Source organism: Methanobrevibacter sp. V14 (assembly GCF_963082475.1).
Taxonomy (GTDB): domain Archaea; phylum Methanobacteriota; class Methanobacteria; order Methanobacteriales; family Methanobacteriaceae; genus Methanocatella.
In genome coordinates this window covers 338,703-353,577 of record NZ_CAUJAM010000006.1, presented here as the reverse complement: position 1 = coordinate 353,577, position 14,875 = coordinate 338,703, and the positions used below count along the sequence as shown (strand labels likewise).

The following is a 14,875-nucleotide window of genomic DNA, read 5'->3' as shown; positions in this document are numbered from 1 at the left end:
TCGATTATTTTTTTATCATTTGATGAATTTCCCATTTTGATTAATCTCACCACGCCTAATTCTTGTGGAAGATATGGGAGTTCCATCATAAGCCAATACAAAACTAACAACAACAATATCTATTGGTTTCATGCCTTTTGAAACTCTAATTTCATTAATTTTAACTGCCGTGGGTTCAGTTTCCTCACTTACAACAATGGCTTCAAAATCTGCATCAAATATTGTAGTACCATAAGGATCATCTAATTGAACAACTGAAAAATTTGATTTGTCATCAAAAAAAGATTTGAGATTACTCATCCTTTCTTTACAAGGATCGATATCCCCTTTTAAACCTCCAAAAGCATCTGAAGTCACACCAATTTCAATACAATCTCCAATCTCGAAAGCGGTCGATAACAACTTTTTATGCCCATCATGAAATTTGTCAAAAGTTCCCCCTACAGCAACTTTATTATATCTTTTAGAATTCATACTATTATCCCAATTAGTTTGATGATTTAATTATATAAAAACTTGTATAAATTTATAGCTATTGAAAAAAAGGTCATTTTCAAAAAAAAAACAGCAAAAAATATTTCACGATAAGCGATTTATTAGCTTTAAGACAACTCTGAATAATAAGAAAAAGTTTTCAATGAAAAACTTGTTAAAATAGAATCATTTAAGTTTTGAAATAGTCAAAAAAGATAAAAAAAATAAAAAGTAGTTAATTAGAAAGAAATACTTGAGAAATAACCCTCAAGTGAATATGATTTTACATTCCAATTAGCCACATGACCTAACGAGTTTCTAGAACTTGTAGCATCAGCAACAGTCCAAGTATTACCTATTAATACTTGAGTCCAGACATGTCCATAAGTATTTCCACTTGAAAAAGTACATTTTCCATGACCATATCTAGCAGCTAAACCTGCATTTCTATACATAGCTACAAGTAAATGTGATAAGTCCACACAATTTCCAGATTTTGTTTTTAAAGTGCCGGCAGCACCGTATTTTGTATTATAATAGAAACTATATCCGATTGCATCTCTTACGTATTTAAAAATCGCATCTGCCTTTTCTTTATCAGTACCACAATTTTTAGTCAGCTTAGTAACTAACTTTTTGATTTTAGCATCGTTAACTTCACAGTTTTTAGAAGCTGCCAAGTACGCTGCCAAATTACCAATTGTATTTTTAGAGTTTAGATTACCTGTGACTTTTGTTTTTCCACCAGACAAAGATTTTACATATACATATTTAGGCATTTTACCATATTTATCATAAGAAACAAGAATACGTGAAAATGCACTAACTAAACCATCGTAACCAATAGTTCCAACTTGTGAACTTACAGAATTAGGCAATTTACCTTTGGATTCTGAAGTTTTAACAATTTTTTTTGCAACAGAAAGGTAATTAGATAAATGGCCTAAATTATTTGCCCCTTTTGGATTTGTAGGATTATCAATATTATCAAAAGTAAAATGAAATTATCCACCTGATTTTAGGTTAACAACAAGCTTAGATGCCAAGTATAAAGACTCCGCAGTAGTAACATTAATAGCTCCTATAACAACAGTTGAAGGTACCTTATTATATTTTGAAAAATAAATTGTCACTGAATTGGTTGCAGTTGCAATATCTTTAATAGTTACTTTATTAACAACAAATATTTTAGCTGAACCAGAAGCTGATTCATGATCAAATTTTATTTTATGTGTACCTTTAGATAAAACACCTAAATTAACTTGAGCAATACCTTTGGAATTGGTTTTACCAGAGATAATTTTACCCTCAAAAGTAAAATTAACAACTGCATTTTTAACTACTATATTTTTTCAGTAACTAATTTTACTGAAAATATAGTATTGCCTCCGGAGAAGAATATTTATTTTCTGCAACGAATTTATATCCTTTAACTGTAAGGTATTTATTGAGTGTAGTTGATTTATAACAAGAATCAGTCACTACAGTTTTAACCTTATAGTATCCAGCTCCATTAGTTATTTTTAATTTAGCAACACCACTAGAATCAGTTTTATAAAGATATGATTTACCATCAATTATTGATTTAACGTAAATATCTTTAAGAACTTTTCCAGATTTGTCTTTAACAACAACATTAAAAGTTGAACCGTCATTAGGTTCCATTTTTAAATTTTTAGCACTTATTACTGCATCTGCTCTTATGACAATTACTTTACTTGAACCGTGTGAATAACTATTAGAACCCTTTTTAGAATGAGAATAGCTAACTTTATAAACACCAGGTTTTAAATCTTTAATTTTTAATTTAGCATTACCATATTTGTTAGTTTTACATATGGTAGATTTTCCATTAATTTTAATATTGACGGTTTTATTTGCTAAATTTTTACCCTTATCATTAGTTAATTTCACTTTAAATTTAGATCCGTCATTATATTTCATAACCAAATATGATGAGGACAGTTTTGTAGTTGGTTTAAAAATAACTAAACTTGCAGAATCTGATTTTGATTTGTAATTTTTGCTACCACCATACTTAAAAGTAATCTTATGAGTACCTTTAGAAAGAACAGGAATAGTTACAGTAGCTTTCCCATTCGCATTAGTCTTTGAGGTTACTTTTTTATTACCATAAGTAAAAGAAATTTTTTTATTCTTAAGCAATATATTATGAGCTGATTTCAAGGTAACAGTAAATGAACCTTTTTTATTAACACTAATATACTTTTTACTGTCAAAATCGAAATTAGTTTTTTCTTTTTTAACTACAATATTATGTGAAACCATTTCTTTTGAATATGGGTTAATTGCAGTAATGGTATATTTACCTACAGCTAAATTTATATTGAGTACGGCATTGCCATAATCATTAGTTGTTCTAGTATAAGTTTTGCCGTTAACTTTGAAAGTAACGTTAGTATTTGCCAATACCTCATTTGCTTTCCAAAATTTAACCTTATACTTAGATATATATCCATAAGTTTTTGTTAAATCGCTTCCAATTATAGATGATAATACTTTAACCTTTTTAGTAGTTGAATAATGGGAATAATCTGAATTTCCATTATAATTTAAGTTAATAGAATATGATCCAACTGCTAGAGAAGCAGTTTTTATAGTAGCTATACCTTTAGAGTTGGTATATGCAGAATAAGCTTTCTTATTCACAGTTAGGAAAACTTTTTGATTGGTTAAAGGATTGCCATCAGCATCGCTCAAAGTTAAAGTGAAGTATGTAGCTGATTTTTTGTAGTGAGTATCAGATACAGTTAACTTTGTAGATATTGGAGTACCATTTTTAATACCAGATTCACTTGAATTGCCAGCACTGACGAAATTATTACTTGAATCAGCAGCAATAACACTATCAGTACTTGAAATAGATGAATTCAAAGTATTTTCCCCGACTACTTCAATATCGGAAGTTGATTGATTATTCTCATAATATGAATAAGTATCATTTAGAACTTCGTCATCCGAATAATCTCTCAAATTATCATCATGAGAATTAATTATATTAGTTTCTGAGATAGAATCCTCGCTAGAAATTTCTAATTTGTTTGTAGATAATGAATCAACACTATCTTCTAAATTTGAATCTTCTGAATTTGAAACATTTGTTAAATCAACTGCACTAACAGCTCCTAAAACAAAGAACAACATTAACACAAAGGATAACAACAATGTTTTATTTTTTATCGAAATTTTTCCACCTCTTGGTTCTCATTACGAAAATTTTATAGTAAAATATGGTTATACTAAAATATAGCATTCATAATGAGTGGATAAAGATTATATTTATTATCTTATATAAATGTTTTTAAAACCCCAATATTTAAAAAACCCATTTAAATTGCTCAAATCAGCCAAAAAAGATTATAAATGCATGAAATTTTTAAATAAAATAATAAATATAGTGAAATAATCTAAGATAAAACTAAATATCTTAAATTTAAAATAAAATTTTAACACTTCAATGAAAAAAGAAATTTGAAATTGATGATTTTTAATAATAAAAATTAAATAGTATTCATTAATTATATGAAAATTAAGGGAATTATTGTTTAAATTAAGAAAAATAAATTAATGCAAGTAAATTAATGACTAAAAAAAGCTTTAACTAAAAAAATAAAAGATATTGCATGAAGTTGATTTAATGTTATATGAGAAAAATGTATTCCAAAAAGACTACAAGAATGTAGATATAAGGTTCGGATTATGCTATCCAAATATTTATAAAACCGCCATGTCTTCTTTAGGTTATAATATCCTATATAATTTAATTAACGAACGTGAAAACACTTGGTGTGAGCGCATAATTTATCCAAACGTCAATTCAATTGAATCAAACACTTCAAGCAGATATTTTGATATAATAAGTTTTACACTTCAATTTGAGGAAGATTATTTTAATGTTTTAGAGATGCTGAAAGAAAGTAAAATTCCACTTAAACGAAAAGACCGGGATGGAAGTTATCCATTAATTATAGCTGGTGGACCTTGTGCCACTGCAAATCCAATGCCTTTAGCTGACTATATTGATTTGTTTATTATCGGAGAAGGGGAAAACACAATAAATGAATTTTTAGATGTTTATCAAAATTCGCAAAATAAAGATTTGAAAAAATATCTTGAACTCGATGGGATTTACATTCCGGAATTCGATAATAAAACAAAAATGACTATCATAGACAATATGAATGAAACATATCACATAACACAACCAATAATAAGCAGAAGTGATGATGAAAACTATCAGAGTATTTTTAATAATTCAATAATGCTAAATGTTTCAAGAGGCTGCACTCGAGGATGTAGGTTTTGTATGGCGGGGTATCTTTATCGACCTATCCGACAAACAAACTGGAAAAAGTTAATTGATATAGCAATTGAAAATAGAAAAAATACCGGTTTAAATAAAATTACATTAATTGGTGCTGCAGTTTCAGATTACAGTGATTTAGATAAATTGATTAATGGTCTTGAACATGAGGGCTTTCAAATTTCAACACCTTCTCTGAGAATTGAATCCATTACAAAAGAAACTTTAGAAACTTTAAAAAACAGCGGACTTAAAACTATTACTTTAGCACCTGAATCAATTAATCACCTTAGAAAAGTGATTAATAAATACATACTGGAAGATAAAATTTTTAAGGTAATAAAAAATGCTGTTGAATTGGATTTTAATATAAAATTATACTTTTTAATAGGAATACCAAGTGAAAATATGGAGGATATTCATGAACTTTGTGAATATATGAAAAAAATAGCTCATATGCATAAAAATCCTAAAAGAGTGAAATTTAGTGTGAATCCGATAATTCCAAAACCCCATACTCCACTTCAATGGGAAGGTTATGATTTCAAAGACATTAAAAAGAAAACAAGATATATAAAAAAGGAAATGAAAAATTATAATATTAAATGTGAAAGTCCTAAAAAAGGACTTATCCAGTATATATTATCTTGTGGAAATAGTGACATTGGTGAGGTTATTGAAAAATCTCTAACAAAACAAATTACACTTAAAGACTGGAGGGAAAGGACTCCAAAATATGATATTGATGACATATTACCTTGGAGCAATATTGACATAGGTGTAAATGAAAGATTTTTAAAAATAGAACATAAACGATTGAGAAATTTAAAACAAACACATTGGTGTGAAACAAATCCATGCTACAATTGTGGAGTATGTGAAAAATAATTACTGGAAAAAATAAATTTACTATAATAATATATAATATAATTATTAGTGAGGCAAAATATGATTAATCCTGCAAGTAGAACAAAATCAATTGAATTATCATTAATTAGAAAAATGTTTGAAGTGACAAATCCTAATGCTATAAACTTAGGAATTGGGGAACCTGATTTTAATGTTCCCAAAAACATTAAAGATGCAATGAAAAAATCAATCGACAACAATGATACCCATTATACTCCAAATAAAGGATATATTGAATTAAGAGAAGAAATCGTTAAAAAATTCAAAAGAGATAATGGGATTAATACTGATCCTGAAAATGTAATTGTTACTGTTGGAGCTAGTGAAGCATTGAATATCTGTACACAAGCATTTATTGAATCCGGTAATGAAGTAATACTGTCCAATCCTAGTTTTTTATCATATGAAGCATGTATTAACCTCTCTGGTGGATCAATCGTGCCAGTAGATTGTAAAATGGAAAATGAATTTAAATTAAAAGCTGATGAGGTATTAGAAAAAATAACTCCAAAAACAAAAGCAATAATACTGAATTCACCATCAAACCCTACTGGAGCAGTTATGGAAAAAGAGGACATTAAAGCAATAGCTGACTTATCAATGGATCATGACTTTTTAATAATATCTGATGAAATTTATGAAAAAATAATTTATGATAAGAAACATTACTCTCCGGGAAAATATAGCGACAATGTTATAACATTAAATGGATTTTCAAAAACTTATGCAATGACCGGCCTTAGAATAGGTTATTTAACTGCAAATGAAACTTATAGTGAAGAATTACTAAAAATCCACCAATACAATATTGCATGTGCTAGTACCACTTCTCAAAGAGGAGCATACGAAGCATTAACCGGACCACAAGATGAAGTAAATGAAATGGTTAAAGAATTCAAAAAAAGAAGAGATTTAATTGTTAGTCGTTTAAATGAAATGGGATATGAAACTGTAAATGCAGAAGGTGCATTTTATGTATTTCCAAAAATTGAAGACAAAGATTTTGTCATGAAAGCAGCAAAAGCAGGAGTAATCACTGTGCCTGGAGTAGCATTTGGTTCAAATGGGAAAAATCATGTGAGAATGTCTTATGCTAACTCTTATGAAAATATTGAAAAAGCTATGAATATATTAGAAGAGCGTGTGGTTAATGGATGAATTTAGAGGCAAAGCAGGTAAAAAAGCAGCAACTGTAGCAATTACTTCAAACTGTATTTTAACTGTTTTAAACATATTTGTTGGATTGATGTCTGGAAGTTATGCATTAGTATCTGAAGGAGCACATACTCTTTCAGATGTTGCAACATCTGTTATAGCATATATAGGATTTAGAATTGGTCAAAGACCTGCAGATAAAGAACACCCAATCGGACATGGTCGTGCAGAAGCAATCAGCGGATTGATAATTGTTTTATTCTTAGGAATGGTTGCTTATGAAATTATAACTGGAGCTTTTGATAAATTAATACATCCCGAATTAGTTACAATCCCCGATACATTTGCAGCATTAATGGCCGTCTTTGGAATATTTGTAAACTATTCAATAAGTGAATACATCATTGGAATAGGAAAAGAAATAAAAAGTCCGGCAATTGTTGCTGATGGAAAACATCAAAAAACAGACATATTTTCTTCATTAGCAATATTAATTGGAGTAATAATATCCAATATAGGTTATCCCATTTTAGATCCAATTATTGGATTAATTATTGGGATTTTAATCTTAAAAACTGCTTATGAAATTGGAAAAGAAAATATTGATAATATTATGGGAAAAGTACCTTCACAAGATTTAGAAACCAACATCAGTTGCAGTTATAATTCCAATCAATTTATCATCTTCAACAACCGGAAGAGAACTAATTTTATATTCCATTAATTTTTCAAATGCATTTACAACATCAACATCTGAAGTAGTTGTTACTAAATCAGTTGTCATGATGTCTTTAACTTTCTTGTTCAACATGTTATTCACCACCATATTTTTCAAGGATATCAGCAACCATAATTTCAATTGTCTCATTTATTTCAACATTATCAATTACGCGTATATCATAACTTTTTGCTTGTTCAACCAAAAAATCTTGAGTTTTCCTTATTATTCCAAAATTATCCATATATCTCTCAAGAGACCTTCTTACCCAAGGTTGTCTACATCTTGAATAGAATCTTTGTTTATGAGATTCTTCATCCCCAACGATTAAAGTAAACATTATAATATTATTCTCTTCAATTAATTTAGGATTAATAAACCCTGGAACTAAATGAACCCCTTCTATGATAGTGCTAATTCCTTCTTTAATAGATCTTTCAATAATTGCTTCAATACCTACATTTACAACATCCACATGATTAATGAAACCTTCAATAATAGGATCTACTCTAATAGACGGTATTCGTATACTTTCATAAGCATCGAAACTGGATTTATGAATTACAGGACTTAAATCTTTAGAAATAATTTTACGCATTACTTCCCGAATCATATCTGTACTTATAAGATTTTTTAATCTTAATCTATTTGCAAGCTCAAATGCCATCGAGGAAGTGCCTACACCTGATGCCCCTCCAATTAAAATAATTAAAGGTTCTTCAGAATTTCTCAAAGACCTCCAATTTTTATATTTAACAGCGATATTATAATCAATGGATTCTAAATGATATAAAACAACCTCTGCTAAATCCTTACTGGAAATTTCTGCAATATTGTTCACAATCAAATAAACTTCAATATCACTAGCAATGTCATGCGCTTTTTCAACACCAATATCGGCTACATTAAGAGAACGAGATAAAATTCCTTTAGAAAAAGGTTCTTTATATTTTTTACCATCAACCTCTGCAGTAATCCAAATCATGACAATCACACTTAAATATATAAATAAATATCTAAGAATTATATTAAATATAATTTGTTATTTGATTTGAAAATTCACAGAAAAAGAAAAAAAAATAAGTGATTATTCGTCTAATGAAATAATACTTATGTCATAATTTGAGCCATCTTTAACGTCAATCAGAACAGCTCCATTATCTTTTAACATACCTGGATTTGCTACATCAGTAGTTTTTCCGATTTTACTGAGGGATTTTGCTTCATGAATATGTCCGCATAAATTAATTTGAGGTTCAAATTCATGAATAGATTTTAAAATACCCTGACTACCTACATGCTCACCGTTTTCAACTCTATCTGCTTCAGTGTTGAAAGGAGGTGCATGAGTAACTAATATTTTTACTTTAGGAATCTCTGAATTGTAAACATAATCATAATTAGCTAATAAGTCATAAACACTCCTATAGATTTTGTCATCATCCATTTCTCCAGGAGTATCAAATGGAGTTGGATTAGATCCGCCAAAACCAAATAATACGGCATCACCATATGCAATAATATTATTATGAAGACAGAATGAAACATCATTAATAGCATTACAAATTCCATTAGGATCACAATTGCCTGGAATTGCTATAACATCTACATCATAATCATATATTTTATTAATAAAAGTTTCTACAAATTCAAGTGGTCCAAAATCAGTGATGTCTCCTAAAATTAAAACTAAATCAATATCATTATTAGTTAAATAAGTATATAAATTTTCATTTTCTTCACCATGAACATCACTAATCGCTAAAATTTTAACCATATTACCACCCCATTATTGCTCTAAAAAGAAACCACCCATTTCTTTTAGACCCATTTTGAGATCTTCATTATCTCCATGTAATTCAACAGTCACATCATCATCAAATTCGATGATAAGTCCATTCCACTCTGCAATTTCCTGAACTCTTTCTTCAGCCAAAGGAACTCTTAAATTAATCCTACCAGTTGTTAAACCTGGAGGAGTATTTACTAAGAATTTGGATCTTGAATCTGCAAATTCAAATACTTCTTTTCCTTGCATGGCTTGTTTAAATAAATCAATCCAACGATCGACATAATCCTCTCCTTCTTCTTCTGCAATTGTTAAAAGAGTTCCTTGAATATTATTTAAAGACATTTCAGCATTTGCCAAACCATTGATTAATTCAGGATGTGAGGGATCTCTTTTATATGAACTAATAGATGATCGAATAATCCCCATTTCCGGACTTATTCCATTAGGGATTGAGTATCCTTTTTTTATTAAATCCTGTAAAAGATTATTAAGAATTAACCAATTTTGTTCTGAAGGCAAACTCATAAATGTCCACCTATGATTTTTAAAGTAGTATGATTAATTTTAGCATCAGCGTCTTTTAATTCATTTTCAATTTCCTGAGTATTTTTATAGGAATCTAAGAATAATACATGATGAGTAGAAGTCCCGGCAATGTTTAAAATTGCTAATTCATCACTTGGTTTAAGTTCTCTTTTGTCAATAGTTGCTTTAAATTGAACATAAGGTTCATATTCTTCTGGAAGGTCAGAATATTTAAATATACCATCTAATGTTGCTACAAACATAATTACACCTCAATTAATTATTATCTTATTTTATTTAATTACTAATATATAAACATGATTGCGAATTATTCGTATTGGAACAAACAAAAAAATTAATTATAAAAAAATAGTTATCCAAAAAGATAACTAATCCGAAATGTGTTTTCAGTGCCTCAAAAATAAAAAAGGTAAGGATAAAAATCCTTAAACTTATTTAGCATTTCCTCCTAAAGCTTTTTGAACAGCAGGAGTTGCATCAATTTTTTGAGCATCAAAAGTTAATTCATCAACAGGCAATCCCATAGCTAATCCGAATAATTGAGCTAAATGGAATACAGGGATTGAAAAGTTAGTTCCATATCTTTCGTTTACTTCAACTTGACCTTGGTCAAATTGCATGTGACAGAAAGGACATACGTTAACAATTGCATCTACACCTGCTTCAGTCATGTATTCGAGTTTTTCTTTAGTGAAACTAGTAGTAACATCTAAATCTCTTGCTCTTAAACCTCCACCTGCACCACAACACATCATTTTGTCTTTGTAGTCTACAGATTTAGCACCGGTAATTTCTACAAGATCATCTAAAATAGATGGATTTTCAGCTTGATCTTCGATACCGATAGTTTGGGTAGGTTTTAAGAAGTGGCAACCATAGTGTACAGCAACATTTAAATCTAATGGTTTTTCGATTAAAGATGCTAATTTTTCAAATCCAACATCATCCCTTAAGATTTGAGCAATATGTTTAACTTCAATAGTACCTTTGTATTCTCTACCAATTTCAGCCAAGTTAGCATTAATTTCAGCTTTTTTCTCTTCATCTTCTTTTAAGATATGATTACATTCAAATAATGAACCGAAACATCCATTACATTCAGTCATAATGTCAGCACCCATATCTTCAGCAAGAGTTAAGTTACGAGCTGCGATAGTAGCCCAAGTTTCTTCATCAAAAGAACCGAATACACCAGGAGCAGGACAACAAGAAGCTCCTTCCATATCCTTTAATTTAATATCTAATGCTTCGAATAATTTTCTGGTAGCTTTTTCAACACCAGGATAACGGTTGTTCATGATACAACCTAAGAAATATGCAATTTCCATTTTATAACTCTCCTCAATTCATTTATTCTCTTAATCCACCGGTTGCTTCGTCGTAACCGATTAATTCATCAAATTCAGTGATTTTACATAATGTTTTTATTTCAGCTAATGCCTCTGGATAAAAATGAGTTGTAGGTGGCACTTCAGGAAGACCAATTTTAACTCTTAAAGCTTTAATTTTATCATTAATAGGTACAGCGTGACCTGTGTTGAGTACATATACTCCAGTCATTTTGTGAGCTTTTGCCATGTAACCCGCATGTGCTGCAATATTACGTGCTTTTTTGATAATATCCACAATTTTAACACTTCTAAGACATCTTTCTTGGCAAGTATAACAAGTAGTACACATCCATAATGCGTCATCAGCAATAACTTCTTCTTTTAATCCTAGTAAACATTTTCTGACAATCTGTCTTACTTTGTATGGGGTTCTTCTTCCAGAAGGACAACTTCCACTACAAGTACCACATTGGAAACAGTGTTTTACAGTTTCAATTCCAGCGTCAATAAATGCTGCAGTGAAATCTGGATCACGATTACTATCATTTAATAATTCTTTATCAGTCAATAAAGTCATTTTATCTCTCTCTGTATCATTATTTTTTGAATCTGTTTCAACTTCTTCAACATCTTCTTCAGTTTCAATTTCAGCAGGAGTTTCGGCTTCAGCAATTTCAGCTTCAGCAAGAGTTTCTTCCTCAACGGTTTCAACTTCTTTCACAATTTCTTCAGAAGAATCCTCAATAATTTCTTCTTCAGTTTCGATGTTTTCGGAAGTTAAATCTTCAGTGCTGTCTTCTAATTCCTCAATAGTTGTCTCCTCAGCTTCAACAACAGTTTCGGTTTCAAGATCGACAGGTTCATTTTCTTTTATTGAAGATGTGACTTGAACATCATCAGATGTGCTTGAAACATCAGTATTGATGTCAGTTTCATCTTTATCCTCTTTTAATAAGGATTTTAGACGATTTAGTATAGACATTGAAAACACACCTCGGATTATCATCGGAAAATCTCCTCAAATCCATAATTATAATCTTTAAAAAACAATATATAAAGCTTACTAAAAATTTAGCTGGTGTAATCAAAAAGGTTACATGAAATAAAAATTTTTATATGCCCAAAAATCCAATATTAAACTAATAAGAAAAAAGGGAGAAATAAATGATAAAAAAATTTGAAATAAAATCACATGATGGACCTGGAAGAATCTGCAAAATTGATGGTGAACTAACTCCAAAGTTATTTTTTAAAGATGACTTAAAAATTGCACCAACTCAAGGTTCTGCACATAATGTTGACCGTGAAATTGTTGAATTTAATGTTAAAGAAACATTAAAGCTAGCTAAAGAAAACACAAACAAATGTGACTTAGCAGTTATTCAAGGTTCAAAATATATTGATTTAAGAGTTGAATGCTTAAAGCAACTTGAAAATATTGGATATAATGGATTTATAATAGCCAATGGAGACGCATTACTAACTAATCCCAAAGAATTAGTTGAATTAATCGTTATTCTTAAAAAAGAAGCTAAAAAAAGTAGTTATTTTATTTTTCCATTTGCTGAACTATCATTCATGCCAATATTGACATATATGGGGATTGATGGATTTTTAGCAGATGCTGCAAATTATTATAGTCATTTAAATGTCTTACAAACTCCAACAAAAGCATATGACTTAAATACTTATCCCATTTATGATGAGATTTCACAAAAAGATTTGGAAAATAAAAATATTGAAAATATGGAATTTGTTATAAAAGAAATTCATGCCCATATGAAAAATAAATCATTGAGAAATCTTGTAGAAGAGAGATCTGGAACAACTCCTCAAAATATCTCAACTTTAAAAATACTTGATAGAAATTATATAGATTACCTATTAGAATACACACAACTATTTTAAAATCTCAAATGATGAAATCATATTTATGAATTCAGATTCCGCCTCTCCTGAAATGTCTAATGTCCTTAATTCAAAAATATATATTATTTTATTTTCAATAAATACATATGTATGCATATCAAAGTTAATATCTGGAGTATCCATATTTGCATGAAGTTTTATAGCATCCAGACCTGCAATTTGTATAAAATCTGATGCTAAAATTACTCCACCATCATCTGAAATTGCATCCTCCATAAATATTTTATAATCATCAAGGGTAGTGGCAGTTGGAAACATGATCGCATTAATTAAATTATTCTGGCCTTTAGATAAAGTAGCTATACAATCCGGATTTGAAAGTATGTCTGCTTTTTCAACTTCCCAAGTATCAGGATATTCGAAAGTGATTTTGCCTGTGTTAAATATCCTCATAAATCATCCTCTTTTTTAGGTGAAACGTCAATTGTTTCCGGATAGTCATCAATAGTGTCGATATATTTAGAAAATGGTTCTGGAAGTTTTGGCATTACTTCTTTTAGGATTTCTGCTGCATCAAGTTCTAATGCCTGACCTGAAAGTAATTGTTCAACATCAAAGTCAAAGTCAAATGGTTTAAGTAAATCATCGGTAGATACTCTCAAATTAATTTTATTCTTATTGAGTATCATTTTTATAGTGCTAGTATTTCTTATTTGCTCATTCATGTCTTCAACTGTGCTTTTTATATCATATGCTATAGCTTTATTCTTCTCATTTACATCATGTTTTGATTTTTCAATGGATTTTTCTAAATCTTTAACTAAAAGAGCATTTCTTCTGTTAATATTGTCCCTTGCTTCATCAATAACGACATTAATAGCATTTAAAATAGATTTGTTTAATTCAACATTATAAGCAAGAATCATTTTATTTTTATAATCAAGTTCTTTAAAAATAGCAACACGTTCATCATTAATAGCTTTAATTTCCTTATTCAATTCATGAATTTCATCTTTAGCTTTAACAAGTTCCTCTTTATCTGTTAATTGATCTTTTAGAGAATTCACATCATTGAAAAATGATCCTTTAAGAGTTTGAAGCTGTTCCTGCAAATGCCCAATTTCAGCATCTTTTGCTTCAATAATATGATGAAATTCATCAAGTTTTTCATCGGAAAATTGATTATCTATTAATTTTTGATAATCATTTTGAGATAAAACTTTTACCAAATCATCGTCTTCAAATGGATCTTCTTTTTTAAGACTAACTTGTTTTTGTTGAGACTCTTTTTCAACAGAATTGCCATCTTTGTCCTTACTGGTATATTTTTTAGTATACACCCTAACAGTTCTAAATTCATCACTTTCCATATGGACACCACTTTATATTAATAAGTTGATTCGTTTAATTTAAATACTTAATGTAAAAAAAATAAAAAAAAGAAAAAATTTTACTTATCTTCTTTTTCCATCCATAATAACATTGCTTCTTCAATTGCCTTTGAATACCATCCAGTTTTAAATAACATTTTATTAGAGGCTAATCTGCGAAAATCCAAATCAATGTCATTATTGATGCTGATTGTAACACGTCTGTTTCGAGTCATAGAATTAAATTGTACACACTAGTTAATAAATGTTTTAGTGCATTTACGAACAATTTTGCATTCGATTTTGAATACTGGAATTAACTAAATTAATCTAAAAAACACCACCACCAATCTATGACAAATTCAGAAAAACCGGAAAAAATATAGA

General features: G+C 29.3%; 17 protein-coding genes and 1 pseudogene. 4 read left to right on the top strand and 14 right to left on the bottom strand.

Annotated elements, in window-relative coordinates:
- Positions 1-15: 15 nt before the first annotated feature.
- The 4 genes from Q9968_RS03795 to Q9968_RS03780 all read right to left on the bottom strand — a co-directional run bounded on the left by Q9968_RS03795 (position 16) and on the right by Q9968_RS03780 (position 3,660).
- Positions 16-474: a phosphopantetheine adenylyltransferase gene (locus Q9968_RS03795; protein WP_305513601.1), complete on the bottom strand. Its 459-nt coding sequence runs from the start codon at positions 472-474 to the stop codon at positions 16-18.
- A gap of 239 nt (positions 475-713) precedes the next feature.
- On the bottom strand, positions 714-1,352 hold the full coding sequence (locus Q9968_RS03790; RefSeq protein ID WP_305513599.1) for a transglutaminase domain-containing protein: 639 nt from the start codon (positions 1,350-1,352) through the stop codon (positions 714-716).
- Positions 1,353-1,478: 126 nt separating this feature from the next.
- Positions 1,479-1,607 (bottom strand): hypothetical protein, encoded by a 129-nt coding sequence (locus Q9968_RS03785; protein WP_305513597.1) that lies wholly within the window; start codon positions 1,605-1,607, stop codon positions 1,479-1,481.
- A 232-nt stretch (positions 1,608-1,839) separates the two neighbouring features.
- Complete coding sequence (locus Q9968_RS03780; RefSeq protein ID WP_305513595.1) at positions 1,840-3,660, bottom strand: Ig-like domain repeat protein; 1,821 nt, start codon at positions 3,658-3,660, stop codon at positions 1,840-1,842.
- A gap of 472 nt (positions 3,661-4,132) precedes the next feature.
- On the opposite strand from Q9968_RS03780, the gene Q9968_RS03775 reads away from it, so the two are divergent.
- From Q9968_RS03775 to Q9968_RS03765, 3 genes are read left to right on the top strand one after another with little or no spacing between them, the layout of a single operon-like run.
- Complete coding sequence (locus Q9968_RS03775) at positions 4,133-5,686, top strand: radical SAM protein (RefSeq protein WP_305513593.1); 1,554 nt, start codon at positions 4,133-4,135, stop codon at positions 5,684-5,686.
- 60 nt (positions 5,687-5,746) lie between these two features.
- Positions 5,747-6,865, top strand: coding sequence for a pyridoxal phosphate-dependent aminotransferase (locus tag Q9968_RS03770; protein WP_305513591.1), 1,119 nt, complete (start codon positions 5,747-5,749; stop codon positions 6,863-6,865).
- Complete coding sequence (locus tag Q9968_RS03765) at positions 6,858-7,586, top strand: cation diffusion facilitator family transporter (RefSeq protein WP_342765939.1); 729 nt, start codon at positions 6,858-6,860, stop codon at positions 7,584-7,586. The genes Q9968_RS03770 and Q9968_RS03765 overlap by 8 nt, the downstream gene beginning before the upstream one ends.
- Here Q9968_RS03765 and Q9968_RS03760 read toward each other — a convergent pair.
- From Q9968_RS03760 to hdrC, 7 genes and pseudogenes are all read right to left on the bottom strand, one after another.
- Positions 7,506-7,673 (bottom strand): annotated as a pseudogene (locus Q9968_RS03760) (CBS domain-containing protein); the annotation flags it as partial. The gene Q9968_RS03765 and the pseudogene Q9968_RS03760 overlap by 81 nt on opposite strands.
- A gap of 1 nt (position 7,674) precedes the next feature.
- Complete coding sequence (locus Q9968_RS03755; RefSeq protein ID WP_305513587.1) at positions 7,675-8,565, bottom strand: 2-phosphoglycerate kinase; 891 nt, start codon at positions 8,563-8,565, stop codon at positions 7,675-7,677.
- A gap of 102 nt (positions 8,566-8,667) precedes the next feature.
- Positions 8,668-9,357: a metallophosphoesterase gene (locus tag Q9968_RS03750; RefSeq protein ID WP_305513585.1), complete on the bottom strand. Its 690-nt coding sequence runs from the start codon at positions 9,355-9,357 to the stop codon at positions 8,668-8,670.
- A gap of 12 nt (positions 9,358-9,369) precedes the next feature.
- Positions 9,370-9,897 (bottom strand): DUF2096 domain-containing protein, encoded by a 528-nt coding sequence (locus Q9968_RS03745; protein ID WP_305513583.1) that lies wholly within the window; start codon positions 9,895-9,897, stop codon positions 9,370-9,372.
- The gene (locus Q9968_RS03740) at positions 9,894-10,160 is read right to left on the bottom strand and encodes a DUF749 domain-containing protein (RefSeq protein ID WP_305513581.1); all 267 of its coding nucleotides are present in this window, start codon (positions 10,158-10,160) and stop codon (positions 9,894-9,896) included. The genes Q9968_RS03745 and Q9968_RS03740 overlap by 4 nt, the downstream gene beginning before the upstream one ends.
- A 189-nt stretch (positions 10,161-10,349) precedes the next feature.
- Positions 10,350-11,246: a CoB--CoM heterodisulfide reductase subunit B gene (hdrB, locus tag Q9968_RS03735; RefSeq protein WP_305513579.1), complete on the bottom strand. Its 897-nt coding sequence runs from the start codon at positions 11,244-11,246 to the stop codon at positions 10,350-10,352.
- A 22-nt stretch (positions 11,247-11,268) separates the two neighbouring features.
- Positions 11,269-12,231, bottom strand: a complete 963-nt coding sequence (gene hdrC / locus Q9968_RS03730) for a CoB--CoM heterodisulfide reductase subunit C (protein WP_305513577.1) — start codon at positions 12,229-12,231, stop codon at positions 11,269-11,271.
- A gap of 182 nt (positions 12,232-12,413) precedes the next feature.
- Between hdrC and Q9968_RS03725 the strand changes: the two genes are divergently transcribed.
- Positions 12,414-13,157: an archaeosine tRNA-ribosyltransferase gene (locus Q9968_RS03725; protein ID WP_305513575.1), complete on the top strand. Its 744-nt coding sequence runs from the start codon at positions 12,414-12,416 to the stop codon at positions 13,155-13,157.
- On the opposite strand, the gene Q9968_RS03720 is transcribed toward Q9968_RS03725, so the two are convergent.
- From Q9968_RS03720 to Q9968_RS03710, 3 genes are all read right to left on the bottom strand, one after another.
- The gene (locus Q9968_RS03720) at positions 13,149-13,571 is read right to left on the bottom strand and encodes a hypothetical protein (protein ID WP_305513573.1); all 423 of its coding nucleotides are present in this window, start codon (positions 13,569-13,571) and stop codon (positions 13,149-13,151) included. The two genes, Q9968_RS03725 and Q9968_RS03720, sit on opposite strands and share 9 nt — an antisense overlap.
- The gene (locus Q9968_RS03715; protein ID WP_305513571.1) at positions 13,568-14,488 is read right to left on the bottom strand and encodes a hypothetical protein; all 921 of its coding nucleotides are present in this window, start codon (positions 14,486-14,488) and stop codon (positions 13,568-13,570) included. Before Q9968_RS03715 ends, Q9968_RS03720 begins: the two co-directional genes overlap by 4 nt.
- Positions 14,489-14,568: 80 nt before the next feature.
- Positions 14,569-14,724, bottom strand: coding sequence for a hypothetical protein (locus Q9968_RS03710; RefSeq protein WP_305513570.1), 156 nt, complete (start codon positions 14,722-14,724; stop codon positions 14,569-14,571).
- Positions 14,725-14,875 lie beyond the last annotated feature (151 nt).